General features: G+C 40.3%; 25 protein-coding genes and 1 other annotated feature. Of the genes, 8 read left to right on the top strand and 17 right to left on the bottom strand.

Features of this window, described 5'->3' with window-relative positions; translation table 11 throughout:
- Positions 1-168 precede the first annotated feature (168 nt).
- From ISX45_RS08730 to ISX45_RS19920, 5 genes are all read right to left on the bottom strand, one after another.
- Positions 169-1,833 carry a glycerol-3-phosphate dehydrogenase/oxidase gene (locus tag ISX45_RS08730; protein WP_194520530.1) on the bottom strand — a complete coding sequence of 555 codons (1,665 nt, stop codon included), beginning with the start codon at positions 1,831-1,833 and terminating at the stop codon, positions 169-171.
- A gap of 157 nt (positions 1,834-1,990) precedes the next feature.
- The gene (locus ISX45_RS08735; RefSeq protein ID WP_194520531.1) at positions 1,991-2,551 is read right to left on the bottom strand and encodes a glycerol-3-phosphate responsive antiterminator; all 561 of its coding nucleotides are present in this window, start codon (positions 2,549-2,551) and stop codon (positions 1,991-1,993) included.
- A 193-nt stretch (positions 2,552-2,744) separates the two neighbouring features.
- Positions 2,745-4,151, bottom strand: coding sequence for a sensor histidine kinase (locus ISX45_RS08740; protein WP_194520532.1), 1,407 nt, complete (start codon positions 4,149-4,151; stop codon positions 2,745-2,747).
- A complete protein-coding gene (locus ISX45_RS08745) occupies positions 4,148-4,825 on the bottom strand; it encodes a response regulator transcription factor (protein WP_181555947.1) in 678 nt (225 codons plus the stop codon). Before ISX45_RS08745 ends, ISX45_RS08740 begins: the two co-directional genes overlap by 4 nt.
- 76 nt (positions 4,826-4,901) lie before the next feature.
- A complete protein-coding gene (locus tag ISX45_RS19920) occupies positions 4,902-5,024 on the bottom strand; it encodes a hypothetical protein (protein ID WP_258561041.1) in 123 nt (40 codons plus the stop codon).
- A gap of 273 nt (positions 5,025-5,297) precedes the next feature.
- On the opposite strand from ISX45_RS19920, the gene ISX45_RS08750 reads away from it, so the two are divergent.
- Positions 5,298-5,765, top strand: a complete 468-nt coding sequence (locus ISX45_RS08750) for an Hsp20/alpha crystallin family protein (protein ID WP_181555946.1) — start codon at positions 5,298-5,300, stop codon at positions 5,763-5,765.
- A 259-nt stretch (positions 5,766-6,024) separates the two neighbouring features.
- On the opposite strand, the gene ISX45_RS19925 is transcribed toward ISX45_RS08750, so the two are convergent.
- Positions 6,025-6,159 (bottom strand): hypothetical protein, encoded by a 135-nt coding sequence (locus tag ISX45_RS19925; protein WP_258561040.1) that lies wholly within the window; start codon positions 6,157-6,159, stop codon positions 6,025-6,027.
- A gap of 138 nt (positions 6,160-6,297) precedes the next feature.
- Between ISX45_RS19925 and ISX45_RS08755 the strand changes: the two genes are divergently transcribed.
- Both ISX45_RS08755 and ISX45_RS08760 read left to right on the top strand, forming a co-directional pair.
- Complete coding sequence (locus ISX45_RS08755) at positions 6,298-6,486, top strand: hypothetical protein (protein ID WP_181555945.1); 189 nt, start codon at positions 6,298-6,300, stop codon at positions 6,484-6,486.
- Complete coding sequence (locus tag ISX45_RS08760) at positions 6,486-6,740, top strand: sigma-G-dependent sporulation-specific acid-soluble spore protein CsgA (protein WP_194520533.1); 255 nt, start codon at positions 6,486-6,488, stop codon at positions 6,738-6,740. The genes ISX45_RS08755 and ISX45_RS08760 overlap by 1 nt, the downstream gene beginning before the upstream one ends.
- Positions 6,741-6,780: 40 nt before the next feature.
- On the opposite strand, the gene ISX45_RS08765 is transcribed toward ISX45_RS08760, so the two are convergent.
- Positions 6,781-7,116, bottom strand: coding sequence for a YppG family protein (locus tag ISX45_RS08765; RefSeq protein WP_181555943.1), 336 nt, complete (start codon positions 7,114-7,116; stop codon positions 6,781-6,783).
- A gap of 167 nt (positions 7,117-7,283) precedes the next feature.
- Here ISX45_RS08765 and ISX45_RS08770 point away from each other — a divergent pair, with 167 nt between their 5' ends.
- From ISX45_RS08770 to thrS, 3 genes are all read left to right on the top strand, one after another.
- Entirely contained in the window at positions 7,284-7,484 is a 201-nt protein-coding gene (locus ISX45_RS08770) for a YppF family protein (RefSeq protein ID WP_181555942.1), read from the top strand.
- A gap of 82 nt (positions 7,485-7,566) precedes the next feature.
- The gene (locus tag ISX45_RS08775) at positions 7,567-7,737 is read left to right on the top strand and encodes a hypothetical protein (RefSeq protein ID WP_194520534.1); all 171 of its coding nucleotides are present in this window, start codon (positions 7,567-7,569) and stop codon (positions 7,735-7,737) included.
- A 507-nt stretch (positions 7,738-8,244) separates the two neighbouring features.
- Positions 8,245-8,474 (top strand) — a binding site (T-box leader).
- Between the two features lie 54 nt (positions 8,475-8,528).
- Positions 8,529-9,737, top strand: a complete 1,209-nt coding sequence (thrS, locus tag ISX45_RS08780) for a threonine--tRNA ligase (protein WP_228485682.1) — start codon at positions 8,529-8,531, stop codon at positions 9,735-9,737.
- 400 nt (positions 9,738-10,137) lie between these two features.
- On the opposite strand, the gene ISX45_RS08785 is transcribed toward thrS, so the two are convergent.
- On the bottom strand, positions 10,138-10,500 hold the full coding sequence (locus tag ISX45_RS08785; RefSeq protein WP_194520535.1) for a YppE family protein: 363 nt from the start codon (positions 10,498-10,500) through the stop codon (positions 10,138-10,140).
- A gap of 81 nt (positions 10,501-10,581) precedes the next feature.
- Complete coding sequence (locus tag ISX45_RS08790; protein ID WP_194520536.1) at positions 10,582-10,851, bottom strand: hypothetical protein; 270 nt, start codon at positions 10,849-10,851, stop codon at positions 10,582-10,584.
- Between the two features lie 274 nt (positions 10,852-11,125).
- Here ISX45_RS08790 and recU point away from each other — a divergent pair, with 274 nt between their 5' ends.
- A complete protein-coding gene (gene recU, locus ISX45_RS08795; protein WP_194520537.1) occupies positions 11,126-11,725 on the top strand; it encodes a Holliday junction resolvase RecU in 600 nt (199 codons plus the stop codon).
- Between the two features lie 86 nt (positions 11,726-11,811).
- Positions 11,812-14,532 carry a PBP1A family penicillin-binding protein gene (locus tag ISX45_RS08800; protein ID WP_194520538.1) on the top strand — a complete coding sequence of 907 codons (2,721 nt, stop codon included), beginning with the start codon at positions 11,812-11,814 and terminating at the stop codon, positions 14,530-14,532.
- Between the two features lie 18 nt (positions 14,533-14,550).
- On the opposite strand, the gene ISX45_RS08805 is transcribed toward ISX45_RS08800, so the two are convergent.
- From ISX45_RS08805 to ISX45_RS08840, 8 genes are all read right to left on the bottom strand, one after another.
- Positions 14,551-15,066 (bottom strand): YpoC family protein, encoded by a 516-nt coding sequence (locus tag ISX45_RS08805; protein WP_181555936.1) that lies wholly within the window; start codon positions 15,064-15,066, stop codon positions 14,551-14,553.
- Positions 15,050-15,721 carry an endonuclease III gene (gene nth / locus ISX45_RS08810; protein ID WP_181555935.1) on the bottom strand — a complete coding sequence of 224 codons (672 nt, stop codon included), beginning with the start codon at positions 15,719-15,721 and terminating at the stop codon, positions 15,050-15,052. Before nth ends, ISX45_RS08805 begins: the two co-directional genes overlap by 17 nt.
- 52 nt (positions 15,722-15,773) lie before the next feature.
- Complete coding sequence (locus ISX45_RS08815; RefSeq protein WP_181555934.1) at positions 15,774-16,481, bottom strand: DnaD domain-containing protein; 708 nt, start codon at positions 16,479-16,481, stop codon at positions 15,774-15,776.
- Positions 16,482-16,546: 65 nt separating this feature from the next.
- Positions 16,547-17,839: an asparagine--tRNA ligase gene (asnS, locus tag ISX45_RS08820; RefSeq protein ID WP_181555933.1), complete on the bottom strand. Its 1,293-nt coding sequence runs from the start codon at positions 17,837-17,839 to the stop codon at positions 16,547-16,549.
- A gap of 833 nt (positions 17,840-18,672) precedes the next feature.
- A complete protein-coding gene (locus ISX45_RS08825; protein WP_194520539.1) occupies positions 18,673-19,860 on the bottom strand; it encodes a pyridoxal phosphate-dependent aminotransferase in 1,188 nt (395 codons plus the stop codon).
- Positions 19,861-19,882: 22 nt separating this feature from the next.
- On the bottom strand, positions 19,883-20,359 hold the full coding sequence (locus ISX45_RS08830; RefSeq protein ID WP_194520540.1) for a cell wall elongation regulator TseB-like domain-containing protein: 477 nt from the start codon (positions 20,357-20,359) through the stop codon (positions 19,883-19,885).
- Between the two features lie 15 nt (positions 20,360-20,374).
- Positions 20,375-20,545 carry a YpmA family protein gene (locus ISX45_RS08835; protein ID WP_181555930.1) on the bottom strand — a complete coding sequence of 57 codons (171 nt, stop codon included), beginning with the start codon at positions 20,543-20,545 and terminating at the stop codon, positions 20,375-20,377.
- A gap of 267 nt (positions 20,546-20,812) precedes the next feature.
- Entirely contained in the window at positions 20,813-21,598 is a 786-nt protein-coding gene (locus ISX45_RS08840) for a ComEC/Rec2 family competence protein (RefSeq protein ID WP_181555929.1), read from the bottom strand.
- Positions 21,599-21,618: the final 20 nt, after the last annotated feature.

A 21,618-nucleotide genomic window follows, 5' to 3' on the forward strand; every position in this document is an offset into this window, starting at 1 on the left:
AATACAATTTTCCCTGTTTACTCGAAAAAAGAAGCTGATATCCTCGTTTTCATAAGCGCCTAACTCTGCATTACTAGAATATTCAGTACCGTCATCGGTTAGAATACGAAACCTTTTACCATCCACATATTCTTAACAGTTAAAATAAAAAACGGTGTCTAAGAAATTCTAGACACCGTTTTGGTCGCATGGCACGACCGCATCATGCAGTGCTTGTTCCAGCTCCTTCGTATAAACAGTTGTTTGCTCGGCGGACCATTGTAAGTAATCAGCCATGAAAGCGATGACGCGTTCTTTCCAACGACGTACCGAAGCGATATCAAAGAATAGGGCACCAGTGCGGCGAATGAAATAGTCGACCGGTTTGACGACCATTTCGTCTTCAATGGAGTAAACGAGCCGAACGAATTCCTCGCGGGAAAGCCCGCTGTTTGCATCGTACTGTTTGCTCAGAGCAAATAAGCGGTCGACGTTTGCGCCGTATTGTTTGGCGAGTCGTTCCCCTTCCTCTTTCGTAAAGCCATACTGCACCGCTTCTTCCGCTTTTTTTGCCGTAAAGGCCGGCAAATTGTGAGAACCACCGACATCTCCCCCGGAAATCGGCAAATGTTTCGTTTGGCAAGGACGGAACGTTTTCCCTTCCTCTTTCTCCAATTGCTTGGCAACAAGATCAACGACCGTTTCTGCCATTTTGCGATAGCCGGTTAATTTTCCTCCTGCAATCGTAATGAGCCCTGATGGTGACTGCCAGATTTCATCTTTACGAGAAATTTCTGATGGACTTTTTCCCTCTTCATAAATGAGCGGCCGCACGCCAGCCCAGCTTGATTCAATGTCTTTCTCTGCTATATGCACACTTGGGAACATGTAGTTAATGGCGTTAATTAAATAGTCACGATCATCGGACGTCATTTTTGGATGAGCGATATCATCATTGTAAAACGTATCGGTCGTGCCGACATACGTTTTGCCATCGCGCGGAATGGCAAACACCATGCGGCCGTCCGGCGTATCAAAATAGATGGCCTGTTTTAACGGAAACCGTTTTTGGTCAATGACAATATGAACCCCTTTTGTGAGTCGCAGCATTTTTCCGTTTTTGGAGCGATCTTTTTCTCGTAATGTATCAACCCATGGACCGGCGGCATTGACAATTTTTTTCGCATATATTTCGTAAGAGCGGCCGATGATTTGATCGCGGCAACGTACGCCAATGATGTTGCCGTTTTCGTAAAGAAGTTCCTCTACTTTTGCATAGTTTACCGCGTGCGCTCCTTGTTCGACGGCTTTTTTGATGACTTCGATTGTCAAGCGGGCATCATCAGTACGATACTCGACATAATAGCCACCTCCAAGGAGACCTTCCTTTTTAATGAGCGGTTCTTTTTTTAATGTTTCCTCAGCGCTTAACATCGTGCGGCGCTCACTTTTTTTCACGCCCGCTAAATAATCGTACACCCATAAGCCAATGGATGTACTCCATTTGCCGAACGTTCCACCTTTATGAATTGGCAGTAACATCCATTCCGGAGTGGTGACATGCGGACCGTTTTCATATACGATCGCCCGTTCTTTTCCAACTTCGGCGACCATTTTTACTTCCAGCTGTTTTAAATACCGAAGCCCACCATGTACAAGTTTCGTAGAACGGCTTGATGTTCCCGCTGCAAAATCTTGCATCTCGACTAACGCTGTGTTCATGCCTCTTGTGACTGCGTCTAAGGCAATCCCACAACCGGTAATTCCCCCGCCAATAATAAGAATGTCGTAACGTTCTCGGCTCATCTCCTCTAAACGCTGATAACGTTGGACGCTAGAAAATGATGATCCCATGAAAAATCTCCTCCCTTTTAAAGATAAAAAGAGACCATGACAAACACGACAAGCCTTCGCTTATCATGTATGCATGGTCTCTCCTTATCTCCTGACAACTTATTAACTTACTTTTATTATAAACGAAAACAGCACGTTTGCCTAGTAAAAAAGTTCGCTAGTTTATTTCGTAGTATTTCCACAATTCTTTATTCGATGTCGTAACAGCCACCGCTCCTGCCTCAAGAGCGCGCTCGACATCATCTACAGTGCGGATGAACCCTCCAGCAAAAATCGGTTTTCCCGTCCGTTCCTTTACTTCCCGAATGATATGCGGCATCGCTCCCGGTATGACTTCGATACAGTCTGGCTGCGTCTTTTCAATCAGTTGGTAACTTTTCTCAAGTGCATGCGAATCAAGTAAAAAAATGCGTTGAATCGCCAGTACCTTTTTTTGTTTTGCTTTTACAATCACATTGCCTCTTGTTGAAATCAACCCGCACGGCTGAAATTCTTGGCATAAATATTCCGCTGCATATTCATCATGGCTTAATCCTTGGATTAAATCGGTATGAATGATTAAATTTTTTCCACATTGGCGCGCGTATTGAAAAACGCTTTTTAGCTGTGAAATATGTAATTCTAATAACACTCCATGTGCATATGAGCTGCTCAAAAACTTTTCAAAGTCTTTCAATGTTTTGATGGAAGGAATAATTTTTTGTTGATGAATGTTCAAATTTTCCTTTTCCCTCCTTCATTCATTGCTTTTTGTCACAGGTGTTGTCAAGCAAGATAAAGACAACATTATTCTCGGTTTGCATGCACTGACTTTAATACCCCTCTTGCGAAATTTTTCGACGACATGTTGAATGTCTTTTTTTTGTACAATGGTTTCTTCATGAAAATGATCCATATTTTCTCACCTTCCGTTATGTTAGAGAGGACATTTTTGGAATTAACAGCTCGACTGTCGTTCCTTTTCCGACTTCGCTTTGAAGCGTAATTTGTCCACCGTATTTATCAACGATCTCTTTAGCAATAGCTAGACCAAGCCCTACTCCTCCTTTTTCACGACTCCGCGCTTTATCGACGCGATAAAAGCGCAAAAACACTTTCTCTAATTCATCACGAGGAATGCCGATTCCTTGATCGATTACAGAAATGCATACATATTTTCCTTCTTCTTTCAAGCGAATGGTAATTCGCTTATGCTGTTGTGAATACTTCACCCCATTATCAAGTAAAATTAACAGGAGCTGTTCAAAATGATGTTTCGTCATTCGAATTGATATCGTCTCTTCTAACGAATTGTCCACCACAAACTGAAACGCTGGATACAAAACGCGAAAATTTCTTATCGTTTGCTCCACTGCGTCTTTCGGAGAGAGCGGTGGAATATCCGCAGGAACTGTAATGACTTCCGCACGCGACAAGTCTAAAAGTTCTAACGCTAGTGTTTTTAACCGGGCAACCTCTTGGGAAGCAGCCTCTAACGATTCTTCTAGGATGTCGCGGTTATTTTTTCCCCAGCGTTTTAACAGTGAAAGATGTCCTTCTAAAATGGCAATCGGCGTTCGCAACTCATGCGAGGCATCCTGAATAAATTGCTTTTGCTGATGAAACGAATGTTCAATTTCATCCATCATTTCGTTGAACATCACCATTAATTTAGACATTTCATCGTTTGAAGGTGGAATATCAATTCGTTGTTGAAACCCTTTATTTTTAATATTCATCATCGTTTTTGTTAATGCCTTTAGCCGACCTACAAAATGCTGGGCAATAAACATTCCAATGAAGGCGCTCGTAATCATTGCCGCTATCCCGATTAACGTCATAATAAGAAACAACATTCTTGTCATTTGTTTAAATTTCGCAAGATGACGAACAATCTCAATCGTCCCATTGACGGACGAAAGATGTAAAGGCTTTCGTAAAATAATTGATCGTTCATCATTGACAGAATGATAATCAATCTCCAAACTTTTCGGAGCAGCAGTCGGCGACAGCGAAACGGATGCATGGTTGGAAACAGAAACAATGATGTTTCCTTTGGCATCAAGAACGCGGATGGTCTGGTATTTTTCGTTTAACTTTTCAAGTAATTGCCCGCTTTCGCGAACGTCCTTCCACGATAGATTACGTTTTTCCGCGTAATAAGTTTCAATTTCTTCGATGGTTTTTTTCATTGTTTTTTCTTCTTCATTCAGCAACCATTGTTTTACAATCTCATATTGCAAGCTCGTAAAAATAAAATAAATAATAAAAATGGCCGCCGCAGAAAGAAACGTTAGCTTCCATTTTAAAGAGACGTTTTTAATGCGAAAAAGTTTCATGGCCGCATCACATATCCTGCACCGCGTACTGTTTGGATATAACTTTCCTTATCGTTTTCATCTAATTTATGGCGCAAATAACGGACATATACATCGACGACGTTCGTTTCAACTTCTGTATCAAATCCCCATACTTTGTTCAACAATGTATCTCGTGTCAAAACAATATTGATATTTTGTAAAAACGTCACAAGCAAATCGTATTCTCGTTTTGTCAATTCAATGATTTCGTCTCCTTTTTTAACCGTGCGTGCATTCAAGTCAACGGTAAGGTCTTTGAACGTTAATATTTGTTCACCTTCAGAAGGAAGTTGGACGCGACGGAATAAAGCGCGAATTCGCGCCAATAATTCTTCAATTGCAAATGGCTTGACAATATAGTCATCCGCACCGCTATCTAATCCCATAACACGGTCGAATACGCTATCTCTTGCTGTAATCATAATAATCGGAGTTTGTTTCACTGACCGCACCCGGCGGCACACTTCCATTCCATTTAAATTCGGAAGCATTAAATCTAATAGGATGAGTCCCCAATCCTCCGACAACGCCATCTCCAATCCTTCCCTGCCATCATGACTCACGCATACTTCATACCCTTCATGGGTTAAATCAAGCTCAATAAACCGAGCCAAATTTGCTTCATCTTCAATAATTAAAATGCGTTTGTTCATTTTCTTTCCCTCCTATTCCGTATCATATCAAAAAGAAATGCCAACCGCTTAACGCGATCAGCAATTCACATTTTGCTTACGAATGTCGTTCCAATATGAAATCAATAAACGCATGAACGATTTCCACAAACTGATATGCTAACAACGATACAGCAGTTCCTGAGAAAAAAAGTGTAATGATTAGACGAATGGTATGCATCCTGTTCTCCTCCCTCTTTGTTGCCGGTCTATCGAGTTGTCGAACATGGATAGAGCGTCGGATGCATTATTATTGAAGAATGAACATGTGCTTCTAAAAATATTACTCTGACAAATATTGCAATGCCGGCTTTCTGATTACCAACTGCAACTACATCATAAACAAAAAACCTTAAAAATACATTAAATTTCACTAAAAAAATTAGAGTGACGTTTTTTTCATGTAGTACATACATTTAAACTAAGAAACAAGTAATGAAAGGAGATAGGCTTGATGAATGATCATTTTCAACCTCCGATGAAGAAAAAGCAAGATGATGAACCTTTCCAACGTTTATGGGGAATGATTGATCAATTTTTTGACGAACGACCGTTGAAAAAAATGTTTGAAACACTCGATGAATATTTCCATAAAACGTTCTCACACGCGTATATCCCAGTCGAAGTTCATGAAACGAAACATGACTACACGATTACCGCTCATCTTCCTCATGTGAAACGAGATCAAATTCAACTAGAGTTTACAGATGACTATTTACACTTGACTGTCAAAAATCACGAAATCATTGAATCCACCGATGAAGGAAATCATGTATATCAAAAACGGCAAATGTCTCAAAACATTACGCGCACTATTCCTTTACCCTACCCGGTAACAGAAAAAGAAATTAAAGCTTCATTTGAAGACGGTCGATTAATCATCCGCCTTCCGCAAAAACGAAAATACATCGATATTGATTAAGAAAAGCAGAAACGAGCGCCTACCGCTGACCGAAAAGTGTTCTTCCGCTAAGAAATGCCTGCATTCCAACGGCAAAAGGTTATTTCCCACAAAGCGTTGCGAACTGAAGCTGGACAATAAGAAAAACAAAGGTATCCAATTTCGTCTAAAAGCTGCCCACATCCTGTAGGCAACGGTGAAATGTCGCCACCTATCTTCCTCAAAGACAAATGTTCTACAATCTTCAAAGAAGATGAGGTCGCTTCTCATCTTCTTTGTGTTATGAATTTTTGTGGGACTTGCTTCCGTATTTTGCGTTTTCCTCTGGTGTGGGATCTTTTTGAATATCCCACTCTTTTTCTTGATCATTTGGATATTTGTGTTTTGGTCTGCGATTGTCATTTCGATTTGTCATCGTGTTTCACCTCTTAGTGTAAAAATGGATCTTCTTTAATTAGCATATGTCATTTTTATATCCATTAATCGTTTTCAATTAGCCATACATACTTTCTTAATAGTTGACCCACTCTACTTGTAGGAGGTGCCAAAAAACATGAAGAAAACGCTACCGGATTTTAAGCAGCTGAATGATCGCATCATTGCAGAACCGTCCCATGAGCCAAAATTAGTCATTGAAACAAACCTTGATCCGCAACAAGCCACCGAAGAAAATCCGTATGCCGAAGGGGCACAACGTGTCAGCAAGACATTCGAAGCATTTTTCCAAGGGGACGAATCGTAATGGAAAAAACATTAGCCTATTTGCGCGAAATTTTATCCAATTATACTGATTATCACACGAATATCCCTCGTCACATTTATAAAAAATTACTCGCAAAGCCATATACAAGTGAAGAAGAGTTTGTCCGCGACTTGTCGAGGGAAGAAATCGCTTTTCTCGATCGCATTTTGCCACATGAAATCAAATATGCAATGGACGAGCGAGATTTTGAGCGCGTTTATCAATTAAATGAGGTGTATGAGTTACTATTTTAAAAAATTAATCCTCCACATATGTTGGTGGAGGATTCCATCATTATCCTTTAAACGTATTGACTAATCCTTTCAGCATTCCGCCTACTTGATTAACCGTATTAATCATTTGTCCCATCGTGTTCATCATTTTATTAATATCATATGTCCCTTCGGAAGTTTTAAATTGCGACATAATGGACTGAAGAGCCGGTGCCGGAGGCTTTAAAACCGGGCTTGGTGTCGGATAGGGAGTCGGATAAGGCGACATTTGTGACACTTGTTGCCCAGCCGGCCAATGATGAGCCACTTGGGAATATGGATATGGCTGATATAATGCAGCATGATATGGTGAATAGGAAGAATTTGGTGTTGGAAACGAATGAGGATACCGGTACATAACATCTTCCCCCACTTTCTAAGCTACCATTAGTATATGTGTCATGAATCAAAAAAGTGAAAACGGACATGTCATGAATTGTCGGAAGTTTTAATTTTTTGAATTTACATGAATCATAACCGTTTATGGTACTATGTAGTAAAGAAATCGCAAAGGGGGAGAGTGCGATGAACATAGCAGAGTTTAAACATAAATTTATCGCATCCAAAAATTACGAACCAACCGATATGAATGAATTGCTTGATTTTGCACGCCAAGTTTATTTACGCGGGGAAATCACTATTGCTGAGTATCGCGATATTGCTCGTGAACTGGAAAAGGCAGGTGCCTGTAAGCCAGATTTTAACAACGAATATATCGAACTATAACCGAGAGGAACGCTTTCCTCTCGGCTTTTTGCATATTTCTCGTTCTTTCATCACAAATTAATGAACAAGGGAGGTGTTCAAAATGAGTAGAGGCGTTCATTTTCAGCATAAATTAAAAGGTCATGACCACCAAAAACCAAAGCGTGGCGAAAATGTCCCTCCAAAACATACAGAGCGAGTCGAGTATGAAATCGGGAACGTAGCCACCGAACAAAATGGGCCCGTGTCCGCGAAAGTAGAAAAAAACCTTTGAATCACTCCCACTTTCTCTTCGCTTGAAAGCGGGAGATTTCTAGGTCATCCACTGAAGGAAAACTGAGCAAGGTCTTGGGACTGTCCCAGCCCTGAATACGAAAAACTTGCACGTTGGACTCGACACGCTGACACACAGCGCAAGGATAGCGCGGGCACATGGTGGGTGAAGTTGCTACATGACAACCCCCTTTTTTCCTATCCCCTTATCTCCTTCCGCTCTCAAAGTGCCATCTTTGCTGTTCACTTACAATAAAGTTGGTTCATTTTAATACTCTAAACACGCATAACACCGTTCGATTCCGAACGATATTCAAAAAATAATTATTTCATTTTAGATGAATACTTAAATTGGTTTTAAGCAGCAGTAACAAATCTTCTGTTATTCAACTATCACGCCCGTTAGTTAAATATAAACCAAGATGTTCATTTAGATACTTGACTTTTAAGAATTCCTACCTTATAATTCATAAAAAATATTTACTAAATATACCAAATATTATATTTTATAAAAGCTAAGAAAAGGACACGAATCAATCTTTATTTTCTTACCAGAGAACAGGGTCATCGGCTGAAAGCCCTGAAGAAAAGAGATTGATTTACCACCTTGGAGCTATTATGGGGAAAGGATAAACCTGAGTATCCATAATCGGGAAAACCGTTATCTTTTTGAGCGTAATGTACACTTTCGGTATGTTACGGAATTAGGGTGGAACCACGACCGCACTCGTCCCTTATTTTTGGGATGGGTGCGGTTTTTATTTATATTTTAAAAATTAGGAGGAATAAAAAATGTCAATTAAAATGGAAGCAGAAAGACGAAATCACCGAAAATTAGGTCAACAACTAGAGTTGTTTATGTCAATGGAAGAAGCACCTGGAATGCCTTTTTTCTTACCAAAAGGGATGGTCATTCGAAATGAACTTGAAAATATGTGGAAAAAAAAGCATCAAAAAGCTGGTTATCAAGAAATAAAAACACCCATTATGATGAAACAAGAGCTGTGGGAACAATCCGGTCATTGGCAACATTATCACGAAAATATGTATTTTTCAAATGTCGACGAACAAAATTACGCCATTAAACCAATGAATTGTCCAGGTGCTGTATTAATTTTTAATAGTAAGCGACGAAGTTATCGAGAACTTCCTATTCGTTTTGCAGAACTTGGCCTAGTTCATCGTCACGAACTTTCAGGATCTTTAAATGGGCTTTTACGGGTTCGCTCTTTTACTCAAGACGATGCACATTTGTTTGTTAGAGAAGAGCAAATTGAATCTGAAATTGATAAAGTATTGGATTTAATTGATGAGTTCTACTCTGAATTTGGCTTTAGTTATAAGATTGAACTTTCTACTCGCCCAGAAAATTTTATGGGTTCAGTTGAAATATGGGAAAAGGCAGAATTAGCTCTGGAATCAGTATTAAAGAAAAAAGGATTACATTATCAAATCAATCAAGGTGATGGTGCTTTCTATGGTCCAAAGATTGATTTCCACATTCTAGATTCACTCGGACGAAGTTGGCAGTGTGGGACAGTTCAGCTTGATTTTCAAATGCCTGAAAAGTTTAACTGTAATTATATAGGCGAAGATAATAAACCTCATCGCCCGATTATTATTCATAGAGCGATTTATGGTTCTATCGAACGGTTTATGGCAATTTTAATTGAACATTTTGCAGGTGATTTCCCCTTTTGGCTGGCTCCATTGCAAGCAAAGATCTTGCCTATTTCTGATTCTCATTTATCTTACGCCAACCAAATTAAATTACAATTAGAATCTGCTGGATTTCGAGTTGAAATCGATGACAGAGTTGAGAAAATTGGATTAAAGATTAGAGAGGCTGAAATACAAAAGGTTCCTTATATGATTATAATTGGTGATAAAGAGGTGGAGAAAGAGTCCTTATCCATAAGAAAGCGTAAGGAAGGAAACCTTGGTGAAATGAATATTATAGAAGTGATAAAAAAATTCAAAGAGGACAAAAACGAGCATTAATAATTCGGAAATCCAAAAAGGTTATTTACCTTTTTGGATTTCTAGTATTATCTGTGTTAAAAATCTCTTGTTATATTATTACCACTGTCCTGTCCCGTTTGTTTACATGAAAACCTTCCCCATTTTCATGCTATATTCCGGTTACATTGAAAAAATGTTCCTTAACAATCTGGCCCTTTTTTAATGAAACAATATAGCCGAAGTTTTCAAACAACATGATTGTAAATTTAAACAGCTTTTTTGTCACTCAACATTTGCAAGATATTTCGATTGCATCACATATGTTCGAACACGGCCACAAACAAACGAGCCATCTCCCACTTTCATCGGACCATACCTGTACATGTCAAAGCGGAAGTGGTCTCGCCTATCTACAATAAAAATGATGTCCTATCAATTGCTATTCGTTTTCCTTTAAGCGTTCACATACAAGCAAAAGCGTATATTCGATCGATTGATGAAATTGCTTAATTCGACTGATTTTCGCGTTTGGGTAAAACGCTTCAATAGCAATTTTCTCAATATTTTCTCCCGTTGTTTCGATTTGCTGAGGATAAACATATTTTGGCCGTGCTGACTGAATCCAAGCAAGCGCTGTACGTTTCCATTCGTCAACGACTTGTTTTACCTCGTCAACAAACGGCTTGACTGTTCCAAAAAAATCAGGGGATTCATGATGATGACGGGTTTGTTCAGCAATCTGTAAAATCTCGTCATTATAGTTTTGTAATTGCTTTGTTAATTCCTCTAACTGCTTGTGCATAAACACGACTTCCTCTCAACATTGTTTCGTCTTCTTTAGTATACAAAACGAATCAATCATGTGCGAGAAAGCCGCTACGGATTACACAAAATTCAGCTTCGAGGAAACACTTGTAGGAAGCGGTAACTGTTGTTGAAATTCCTCCACTTTTTCGCTCTCATCGCTTACTCGGTTTTCTATGTTTTCAAGGTGCAGCTCCAACTTCTCTATTTTAGTTTGACTTTGCTCATATTGCTCATGAATCATTCCTTCAATGACGTTTCCAATTTTTTTATCGACTTGTTGCATAAGTTGAACAATTTCATACAATTGTTTTTCCACATCTTCTTTTTTAACCCACCGTTTTTCCATTGGATCTCCTCCCATCCACCTTTTGCTTATAAAAGATTCGCTAATGATTTCCTGCTCCCTTCACACATGACAAAACTAGAACGATTTCGGCAAAGAAAGTGGTTCTCCTCACTTTTTCGTGTGATTTCGACATGGTTCATTCGTCCCAGGAACGGTCAAGAAACGAGTTGGCCGACGTAAATATGTAAAGGGGGAAATCGTCAAAACATTCATTATACACCCGCTTCTCCATTTCCTGTGGTATAATAAAAGGCATTCAAAGGAGATGAGGCCAATGACGTTTAAATATCCGGGCGGCAAAACGTATAAAACCAAACAGGAAAGCGAGTTAGTCCACCATTTTCAACCGAACTACGGGAATCGTGGAATGTCGCTAGAAGAAGATTTAAACGCAACAAATGAGTACTATCGGGAACATGGCATCGCCATTATTCATAAAAAACCAACCCCGATTCAAATTGTTCGCGTTGACTATCCGAAACGAAGCGCAGCCGTCATTAAAGAAGCGTATTTTAAACAAGCGTCAACGACCGACTATAACGGCGTATATCGCGGCAAATATATCGATTTTGAAGCAAAAGAAACAAGGAATAAAACATCATTTCCTTTGCAAAATTTTCACGAGCACCAAATTTACCATATGAAACAAGTTCTCGAACACGGTGCAATTTGTTTTGTTATTTTACGATTTACTACCCTTAATGAGATATATCTTCTTGATGCCAATCATTTACTAACTTTTTGGGAACGACAAAAAAATGGGGGAAGAAAATCAATGACAAAACAAGAGATCGAACAATATGGTCATTACATTTCACTTGGCTATCAACCACGAATTGATTATATTAAAGTAGTAGAAAAAATCTACTTCTAAAAAATGTTTCTTGTCTCTACAAAAAAGCAAGAAACAAGAGAAACAGATACACTTTCTTACAACTATTAGAAAGGTAGGATTTGCTTATGTCTGGTGACTATCGTTCTCGTGTAGAACGGAAAAAAGCAACAAAACAAGTGCAACAAAAAAAGGCAAAGAAACGAAAAACGACATCGTTTTTTAAGAAATTGATGATTACGTTGTTATTGTTTATGATGATTGGAATGGTGGGCGGGATTGCCACATTTGCTTACTTTGTGAAAGACGCTCCACCGCTTGACGAAGCAAAAATTAAAGACCCGTTATCATCAACCATTTATGATATGAACGGTCATAAGATTGCAGAGTTAGGTGCACAAGGTCAAAAACGAACGTATGTTTCTTATAAAGATATCCCGAAAGTACTGGAAGATGCTGTATTAGCGACAGAAGATGTCCGCTTTTATCAGCACCATGGGTTCGATTTGATTCGTCTAGGCGGCGCGGTTGTCGCTAACTTGAAAGATGGATTCGGAGCTGAGGGAGGAAGTACGATCACTCAACAAGTAGTAAAGCTAACCTTCCTATCATCCGAAAAAACACTAAAGCGCAAAGCACAAGAATTATGGCTAGCTCTTCGCCTTGAACAAAAGTATTCAAAACATGAAATCTTAGAGATGTATTTAAATAAAGTTTATTACTCTAATAACGTATACGGTGTTGCCAAAGCGGCAGAATTTTACTTTGGAAAAACAGATTTAAAAGACTTAACGCTTCCAGAAGCAGCGCTACTTGCTGGAATGCCGCAAAGTCCAAATAACTATAACCCATATGAATACCCAGAAGCAGCGAAAAAACGACGCGATGTGGTCCTATCGTTAATGGCAAAACACGGCTTTATTACAAAAGAAGAAGCAGAAAAAGCAAAAAAAGTGCCGATTCAATCGATGCTAGTGGACAAGAAAAAACATAAGAATTCTAACTCTAACTCTGTTCCGTACGATTCATTTATCGAGGAAGTAATTAAGGAAGTAACCGACCAAGCAAATGTCAACGTGTATGAAGATGGGCTAAAAATTTACACAACCCTAGATCCAGATGCACAAAATTACGTTGACGATTTATTAAATTCAAACGATTTGTTTACAAATAAAGAAAACTTGCAATCAGCAATTGCGCTTATTGATACAAAAACGGGCGAAATTCGCGCGCTTGGTGGCGGACGAAACAAAAATAATGTAGCATTCGGCTTTAACTATGCCATCCAGCGAGTAGGGCAGCCGGGTTCCACGATTAAGCCGATTCTTGACTATGGTCCAGCTGTCGAGTATTTAAAATGGTCGACTGCTCATCAGCTTGTTGACGAACCGTATGCGTATTCCGACGGAACGCCGATTAAAAACTGGAATGGGACTTACGAAGGTCCGATGACGATGAGAATGGCGTTAGCCAAGTCGCGTAACATTCCAGCCTTAAAAGCGCTTCAAGCGGTCGGAAAAGAGCGAGCGAAGCAATTTGCCAATAAGCTCGGCATGGGATTTGATGAGATTTATGAATCGTATGCGATCGGTGGCCTTGGAAAAGGTGTATCTCCATTGCAAATGGCCGGTGCATACAGCGCCTTTGGCAATAACGGGGTGTATATTAAGCCACATGCGGTAACAAAAATCGTCTTTCCGGATGATACGGAAATGGATTTAACACCAAAACCAAAAGTAGCAATGAAAGATTATACGGCGTACATGATTACCGATATGCTAAAATCGGTTGTTCAATATGGTACGGGTACCCTTGCCAATGTTCCGGGCTTGCATATCGCTGGAAAGACAGGAACGACAAACTACGATGATGACACGATTCGCAAATACGGTCTGCCAGACGGAGCCGTACCAGATAGCTGGTTTGTCGGCTATACACCAAATTACACGGCGGCGGTATGGACCGGATTCAGCAAACGAAGCAGTGAGGCGTACTTGTCAACATATGAGCAAAAAATTCCACGCCTTCTATTCAAAAAAGTGATCGCCCATGTTGATGACGGTAGCGGCGACTTTAAAATGCCAAAGAGTGTCGTTAAACTGCCGATTAAAAAAGGGTCCAACCCACCGAAACTTGCTGGTAAATACACGCCAGAAAGCGAAATTGTGTATGAATGCTTTGTGAGAGGAACTCAACCGACGGAAGTGGCTGAAGACCGTCCGGAACCGTTATCCCCAGTGACAAATTTACAAGGGGTATACGATCCAGTGACAAACACTATTACTGTTTCATGGAAATATGGTGGTCAATTAGAAAATGGATCCTTTGAAGTACACATAAAAAATGACAAAGGCGAGTCAAATGTTGTGACAACGAATGAGTCATCATTGACGGTCAATAATCCGACTCCAGGTGCTGTGTATACATTTGAAGTATATGTCATCAATAAAGAGGAAGAAAACCGAAGTGAACCAGCATCAACAACCGTCCAAGTACCAGGCGGGGAACAAAACGAACAAAATGGCGATAACCAAGGACAAACATCACCTTCCGACGAAAATGGAAATAACGGCCAACAGCCAAATGGAAACGAAAATAACAATAACAGTGGAAATAACGGTACAAATAATGGGAACAGCGGAGAAAATAACAATAATGGAGATTCCGGCAATAACACGACACCAACACCGCCGGCAACCAATCCAACAACTCCTCCACCGCAAAATGGCGGCAATGGTGGCGGTACCGGCAATAACTCAACAAACAACAATAATACTGGAACAAACACAAACCAAACTAATCCGCTACAGCGGCCCGACGATGTACCGGCAGCCAATCCCAATCGTTAGATAAAAAGGGATGTCTCATTAATGAGACATCCCTTTTTTCATCATCGCTATTTGTTTGTAAAATAATTTCATTACTTCGGCAAACAGTTCACTAAGTTGAACAAAGGAATGGTATACATCATAACGTTCGAAAACGAACTGTAGGCGCTCAACACAGTTGATCGGCTTAAGCGGTAATTTACTCACTTCTTGTTCCCAATGATTCACATTTTTCGTTCTCGTCCCATTTAGCCAAAAAAGGCAAACCATCAAATACGATAAAGCCCGGCGCATCGGTTCGCGTGCTGCTTTGCGATCGCGCTTGGCAAAACATTGTTGTAAAACGGTTTCTTCTTCTTTCCACAACTCTAATACAGCAGGAATCGACTGTTCACTATGTTCCCATGGTTTCCATACGCTGTCGTTTGTCGCGATAAGATCGTAGTAAAAATAAGTCTGCTTCATCATCATCGGAAACGGAACGTCCGGTTCTTCTTCGATTATTTCGTTTCCTTCAAAAAATAACGGATGAACAAACTCATTTGGCACGCGCACGACTCTCACCTCGCTGCCGCATTCGTTTTTTTCCTTCTCGACATAAGTCAAACAGCGGACAGCGGTCACATTGGGGAGCTTGCGCTTTACAATGGTAACGGCCGAAAAAAATCATACGATGATGCGTGATCGACCATTCTTCTTTTGGAATTTTGCGCATTAACGTCTCCTCAACTTCAAGCACGGAGTCTTTCCAGCGACAAAAGCCAAGCCGCTTACTAACCCGTTCGACATGCGTATCAACGGCAATCGCCGGAACTCCAAAAGCCACGGATACTACAACGTTCGCTGTCTTTCGTCCGACCCCCGGTAACTTCATCAGTTCATCGCGATCGTTTGGAACTTCCCCGTTATAGTTTTCTAACAAGATCGCACATAATTTTTGAATATTTTTTGCCTTGTTTCGATATAGGCCGATTGAGCGAATATCTTGTTGCAATTCCTCAAGCGGAACAGCCAAATAATCCTCAGGTGTTTTGTATTTCTCAAATAAATGTTTCGTTACTTTATTGACCAACGCATCCGTACATTGCGCTGATAATACAACAGCAATTAACAATTCGAACGGGTTCTTATGCACTAATTCGCAATGGGCATCAGGAAACATCTCTCCCATTTTATCCAAACAATAACGAATTTGTTGCTTGGTAAGCAAACCTCTTCCTCCTTCCTTTTCGCATAGAAAAACGAGAGACATCGCCTCTCGCTTACGATTCTAGCCAATTGTAAAATGGAATCGTTTGTTTATACTCGCTCTGTGGCGGTTGCGTTGTTTTCGTCGTTTGTTGATGTTTGCGAAATTTTTTTCCGTAATTTTGCGCTTGCTCAATCGTGCGAATGCCGTTCTTTTTCCATTCAAATAAAATACGGTCAATATAACGGAAATTTAACTTTCCTGATAACACCGCTTCTCGCAGCGCCGCCTTAATAATGACAGGATCGTGCCCATCTTCGTCCATCCACATCGCTAATGTTTCACATTCAAACGGAGAAAGCGGTCGGCCAAACTCTTGTTCAAATATGGTATATAAACTTTGTTCTTCTTCTTGCCGCTCTTTTTTCTCCTCTGTAAGCGACTGCGCAAGCAAATAATGAACAAGTTTTTCCCATAGTGGCTTGAGCGAATACGTTTCACTGCGGACCGCTTGCTCATCTACTTGCTCTTCGATTGAGATAAATCCTTTTTGCAATAACTTTCGTAATGTTTCCATACATTGTGCCGGTGTTAAGGTCATTCGTTCTGCCAATTCGGCAGGGGTTGGAAACCATATCCCCTCTTGCATAAATGAATGCATATGTAATAGCGCCATAAATTCCACTTCAGACAAACCGAGCTGTTTATAATGCTGTAACAGCAACTTGGGAATTGCAACACTTCCTTGCGCAAGCCATTCCGCTATTTTTCCTTTATCCATAGGAATACACCTCAAATATAGTATAACATAAACCGATAAAAAAACCCCCTACATGGGGGATTTTCTTATGGGTAAAGGCGATTTAACAAACGAGGGAACGGGATCGTTTCACGGACGTGTTCCACTCCGCAAATCCAAGCAATTGTCCGCTCTAATCCCAGACCGAATCCAGAATGTGGAACTGAACCGTATTGACGTAATTCCAAATACCATTTATATGCTTCGAGCGGCAGGTTATGTTCTTCTAATCGCTGTTTTAACAAATCGTAGTCATGAATGCGTTCAGAACCGCCAATAATTTCTCCATAGCCTTCCGGAGCGATTAAGTCCGCACATAAGACAACTTCAGGGCGGTTTGGATCCGGCTGCATATAAAACGGCTTTAATGTCGTCGGATAGTGAGTAATGAATACCGGTTTGTCGAAACTTTCAGCAATGGCCGTTTCATGCGGAGCACCGAAATCATCTCCCCACTGAATGTCATCAAAACCTTTTTCGTGAAGGAGCTTGATCGCTTCATCGTATGTGATGCGCGGGAATGGCGGTTTTACAAGCTCGAGCTTAGATGTATCACGTCCAAGCGTTTTCAATTCAAGCTGGCAATTTTGCAAAACAGATTGAACAATATGTGATACATACTCTTCCTGTACTTTCAAGTTGTCTTCAAACTCATAAAACGCCATTTCCGGCTCGATCATCCAAAACTCGATTAAGTGACGGCGCGTTTTTGATTTTTCCGCACGGAACGTTGGACCGAACGAAAATACTTTACCAAGCGCCATTGCCGCTGCTTCCATATAAAGCTGGCCGCTTTGGGAAAGGTACGCATCTTCATCGAAGTATTTTGTGTGGAATAATTCTGTTGTCCCTTCCGGCGCACTACCTGTTAAAATTGGCGGGTCAACTTTTACAAACCCGTTGTTGTTAAAAAATTCATATGTAGCACGAATTACTTCATTGCGAATTTTCATAATAGCATGTTGCCGCTTCGAGCGAAGCCATAGATGACGATTATCCATTAAAAATTCAACGCCGTGCTCTTTTGGTGTAATTGGATAATCAACCGCTTCATGAATAATTTCCAAGTTTGTTACTGATAATTCATAACCGAATGGAGAACGTTCGTCTACGCGAACTGTTCCCGTCACATACAAAGATGTTTCTTGTGTAACCGATTTTGCAATTTTAAAAACTTCTTCGGTCACTTGCGATTTTTCGACAACTCCCTGAATAAAGCCCGTACCATCACGGAGTTGCAAAAACGCGATTTTTCCGCTTGAACGCTTATTCGCAAGCCAAGCACCGATTGTTACTTCTTGTCCTACATATTTGCTTACTTCTGCAATTGTTGTCTTCACGTACAAGTCCCTCCAAAAATCATCGCAAAACTATGCTATGTACATAATTCATATTATACCTTTCGACAAAAAATGAAGCAAGAACGAAAAGCGGCGGTACTCCCTGCTTAGCAAAGAAATAAAAAATTGACAACTATGAATTTCTTGAAAAGATCAAATCAGGAATTAGAAAACAAAAGGAAAGCATATAATGAAAAATGACGAAACAAACGTATCATTTCCAACAGACAGTACCACTGCTCAATAATGTTCAAGAATGTACAAGAAACATTGGAAATATAAACCATTTATTCTTCTAATAAAAAAATTCAAGCCAATCCGATGAGCACAACTAACCTTTCATGACGAATCGGCAAAAACCTCTTCCGAAGCATAAAATAGGGTTCGAAGAAATGAAACAACCTTTCAGAGGAATCTGTTGAAACGGTTTTTCTCTCTCTAAAAAGCAAAGATGTTCAAATAAACAAGAGGACAGGGATTAGCCCCCGTCCTCTTACATCGCATTCTTCGCTCGGTATTAGGGAGTTTCAACTAATCCCGACCTTTTTTCTGAGTTTTCTATCAGTTCAATCATCTACCGCTTAGTAGGAGCATGAACAAACGCGATCCAGCGACCTATCAGACTACCTAGGTAAAATTTCTTCTATCCACTTCATTTTCTCAATACCGCTTTCAGCAATAAAAATTAGCTTATCGTGCAAACTCATCCAATGGCATCTAATCCTTAATATGACATTCATGTTCTCAACCCCAAAAGCAGCCGTACCTGCTTTCTGGGCTTTTTGCTATTCTTTACCTTAAGCTTTTACGTTAGATGCTTCTTCCCTTTATCCTTAGCGATTTATTTTCTGTTCCATAAATTGCTTCATTCGTTCTACCGCTTCTTCCAGCAACTCAAGCGAAGTTGCATAAGATAAGCGGACGTTATCCGGAGCACCGAAGCCGGAACCCGGTACAAGTGCTACTTTTGCTTCTTCTAACAGCGCTTCGACAAATTCATCGACTGTATGGTAGCCAGCCATGTTTGCCGCTTCACGAGCATTTGGGAACAAATAAAACGCTCCTTGCGGTTTTACGCATGTAAAGCCGGGAATTCGAATTAATTTTTCATAAATGATATTGAGACGTTCCTCAAATGCCTGGCGCATCTCTTCAACTGGTTCTTGCGGTCCGCTGTAAGCAGCAATCGCCGCATATTGCGCGATCGATGTCGGGTTTGACGTACTATGACTTGCTAAGTCTGTCATCGCCCGAATGATCTCTTTATTCCCTGCTGCATAACCGATGCGCCATCCTGTCATCGAATGGGACTTGGACACACCGTTAATAATAATTGTCTGTGCTTTTAATTCTGGGGAAAGCTGAGCGATTGATACATGTCGATGATTTCCGTAAATCAATTTTTCATATATTTCGTCGGAAATAATCAGAATATCATGTTGTAAGCAAATGTCTCCAAGTGCCTTTAGCTCTTCTTCCGTATAAATCATACCGGTCGGGTTGCTTGGCGAGTTAACGATCAGCGCCTTTGTCCGTTCCGTAATCGCGGCTTTTAACTGCTCTGGAGTAATTTTAAATTCGTTCTCTTCCCGCCCTTCGACATAGACAGGTACACCGCCAGCGAGTTTGACTTGCTCTGGATAACTAACCCAATATGGCGTCGGAATAATGACTTCATCGCCTTCATCTAAAATAACTTGGAATAATGTATATAACGCATGTTTTGCACCGATACAAACAATGATTTCCGATGATTCATAGGTAAGTTGTTGATCCTCTTGAAATTTTTTGATGATTTCCGCTTTTAATGACGGCAATCCGCCTGATGGCGTATATTTCGTATGCCCTTCATTCATCGCTTTCACAGCAGCATCGATAATATGTTGCGGCGTATTAAAATCAGGTTCCCCCGCTCCTAAACCGATTACGTCGTAGCCCGCTGCTTTTAGTTCTTTTGCTTTTGCTGTAATCGCCAACGTTGTCGAAGGTGTGAGTGATGAGACACGTTTCGCTAATTTCATAATTCCTTTCCCCCTACAATCATTATTGTTGAAAACTGTATCTCTTTAGGAATGTACCGTCTTCAAAGCTTAAATAGTAAAATGAATAACGGTTATATTCGTCAATATATGTTAACTCCCAAAGAGGTACTCCCTTTTCCATACCGGGTTTGACAGAGATAAGACGCTTCGGATTGCGTTCTTCTTTCAGTTTAGAAACGGCTTCCTTTTCTGTTATTCCACGATCTGCTCGTTTCACGACTACATGCCCTTTCTTTTCAGGAACCCAAACAATATATTTTTTGCCATTCCGACCGGTGCCAACAAAAACAACATAGGCTTGTTCTCCATAATATGTATAGACTCGGTCAATATCGGTAAATGCGACCTCACGCTTAGCACGTTCTAGTGCTTTGGATTGCAATGACTGTTTCGTCTCCAATGCTGCATGATAGACGCTTATCGCTTGCCAAATAACGCCGCACAACAAGATGAAAAACAATATACCCCACTTTTTCATCGCCATCACATCTTCTTATGTACGATAAATCGTAAAAATTGCTTGATTTTGATCTTTTTCGTCCAACGCTAAGCCGAACATTAAATCATCTTTTTTTAATGTCCGATTTAAACAATCCACGATTTTATATAGGTCTGGTGAGTTCTGGATTTTTACGGTAGCTAATACTTCTATTTTGCTTTCCATTACACAGTTTCCCCCTATATGCCACAAATTTTGTTACTTATATAAGCATGGTCCAAAGGCAACAATACAAATACAACAACCTTATGTTGTATCTTCCCACTATTATAACAGGTTCGCCGTTTCATTTCATAAAAAAATTATCCCGCCTACACCGGAAAAAGAAAAACGAAAGCCGAAACACCTAAGCCAGCCGTTCCAAAAAAATGAAAGCGAGCCGATCCTGCCGACAACCTGCAGCATCTCCTTAATGCTGCAGGTTGTTTTCGTTCAAAAAGTGATGATTTTATAATGAGTGAGATTGCATTTAATCATCATAATCCCTACTTTGTCAATTTGATAAATATCGATCCATAATTGATAAAGCTTTTCTAGAAGATGTTCATTTGGATGAATTCCTTGTTTAGGAAAAATAATCGCCGCTTGCGGATCAACGCGTTTTAAAAACGCCGTGCTTAAATGATCATGTTTCGCGAAATTAGCGACTTTTAAAATGTTAACATTTTTAAGCGGTATATGGATAAGGCTCTTTACAACAGCAGGCTGATCACTCGCCATATACAACATGCAAAGACGTCCATATTGAAATCGTAATGTCAATGCACCATCATGAACATTCAGCACGTCTGCTGTTACATTGGGCAAAAGCAGATGGCGTTCCCCTTCCTTCCAAACCGTTGTAACCCCTTTTTGATTCTTCCCGGCTATGACTTCACGAGCGCCGTATTTTTCTTTGTAAAATGCAAAAGAAGAAGAAATATCTTTATCATTATTCGTCAATAAAATTTTGTTAATTTTTCGAACGTGAAGCCTCTCTAACCATGTTTTTATCTGCTTTATGCTCCCTCTTCCTCCTGTATTGATCAACACCGTTTGCCCGGAAGCATTTTTCACAAGCATTGCCTCCCCGCTGGCCACCGGAAGGCAAACAAAGGCAAGCGCCTCTTCCTCAAGCTGTAAGTCGATTTTCTTTACCGTCTCATCGAATGACTCCTCAGCAAATATTCCTAATGACCATGAAGCAAGCAATGACCAAGTGAGTAGAAAAAGTTTCAACGGCGCCATCTCCTAGTTAG

The sequence above is a fragment of the Thermaerobacillus caldiproteolyticus genome (assembly GCF_015326725.1).
Lineage (GTDB): Bacteria > Bacillota > Bacilli > Bacillales > Anoxybacillaceae > Thermaerobacillus > Thermaerobacillus caldiproteolyticus.

Coding starts and splice junctions, on each gene's coding strand:
- ISX45_RS08730 (WP_194520530.1), bottom strand. CDS start 1,833: ATGGGATCATCATTTTCTAGCGTCCAACGTTATCAGCGTTTAGAGGAG.
- ISX45_RS08740 (WP_194520532.1), bottom strand. CDS start 4,151: ATGAAACTTTTTCGCATTAAAAACGTCTCTTTAAAATGGAAGCTAACG.
- ISX45_RS08745 (WP_181555947.1), bottom strand. CDS start 4,825: ATGAACAAACGCATTTTAATTATTGAAGATGAAGCAAATTTGGCTCGG.
- ISX45_RS19920 (WP_258561041.1), bottom strand. CDS start 5,024: ATGCATACCATTCGTCTAATCATTACACTTTTTTTCTCAGGAACTGCT.
- ISX45_RS08750 (WP_181555946.1), top strand. CDS start 5,298: ATGAATGATCATTTTCAACCTCCGATGAAGAAAAAGCAAGATGATGAA.
- ISX45_RS19925 (WP_258561040.1), bottom strand. CDS start 6,159: ATGACAAATCGAAATGACAATCGCAGACCAAAACACAAATATCCAAAT.
- ISX45_RS08755 (WP_181555945.1), top strand. CDS start 6,298: ATGAAGAAAACGCTACCGGATTTTAAGCAGCTGAATGATCGCATCATT.
- ISX45_RS08760 (WP_194520533.1), top strand. CDS start 6,486: ATGGAAAAAACATTAGCCTATTTGCGCGAAATTTTATCCAATTATACT.
- ISX45_RS08765 (WP_181555943.1), bottom strand. CDS start 7,116: ATGTACCGGTATCCTCATTCGTTTCCAACACCAAATTCTTCCTATTCA.
- ISX45_RS08770 (WP_181555942.1), top strand. CDS start 7,284: ATGAACATAGCAGAGTTTAAACATAAATTTATCGCATCCAAAAATTAC.
- ISX45_RS08775 (WP_194520534.1), top strand. CDS start 7,567: ATGAGTAGAGGCGTTCATTTTCAGCATAAATTAAAAGGTCATGACCAC.
- thrS (WP_228485682.1), top strand. CDS start 8,529: ATGTCAATTAAAATGGAAGCAGAAAGACGAAATCACCGAAAATTAGGT.
- ISX45_RS08785 (WP_194520535.1), bottom strand. CDS start 10,500: ATGCACAAGCAGTTAGAGGAATTAACAAAGCAATTACAAAACTATAAT.
- ISX45_RS08790 (WP_194520536.1), bottom strand. CDS start 10,851: ATGGAAAAACGGTGGGTTAAAAAAGAAGATGTGGAAAAACAATTGTAT.
- recU (WP_194520537.1), top strand. CDS start 11,126: ATGACGTTTAAATATCCGGGCGGCAAAACGTATAAAACCAAACAGGAA.
- ISX45_RS08800 (WP_194520538.1), top strand. CDS start 11,812: ATGTCTGGTGACTATCGTTCTCGTGTAGAACGGAAAAAAGCAACAAAA.
- ISX45_RS08815 (WP_181555934.1), bottom strand. CDS start 16,481: ATGGATAAAGGAAAAATAGCGGAATGGCTTGCGCAAGGAAGTGTTGCA.
- ISX45_RS08825 (WP_194520539.1), bottom strand. CDS start 19,860: ATGAAATTAGCGAAACGTGTCTCATCACTCACACCTTCGACAACGTTG.
- ISX45_RS08830 (WP_194520540.1), bottom strand. CDS start 20,359: ATGAAAAAGTGGGGTATATTGTTTTTCATCTTGTTGTGCGGCGTTATT.
- ISX45_RS08835 (WP_181555930.1), bottom strand. CDS start 20,545: ATGGAAAGCAAAATAGAAGTATTAGCTACCGTAAAAATCCAGAACTCA.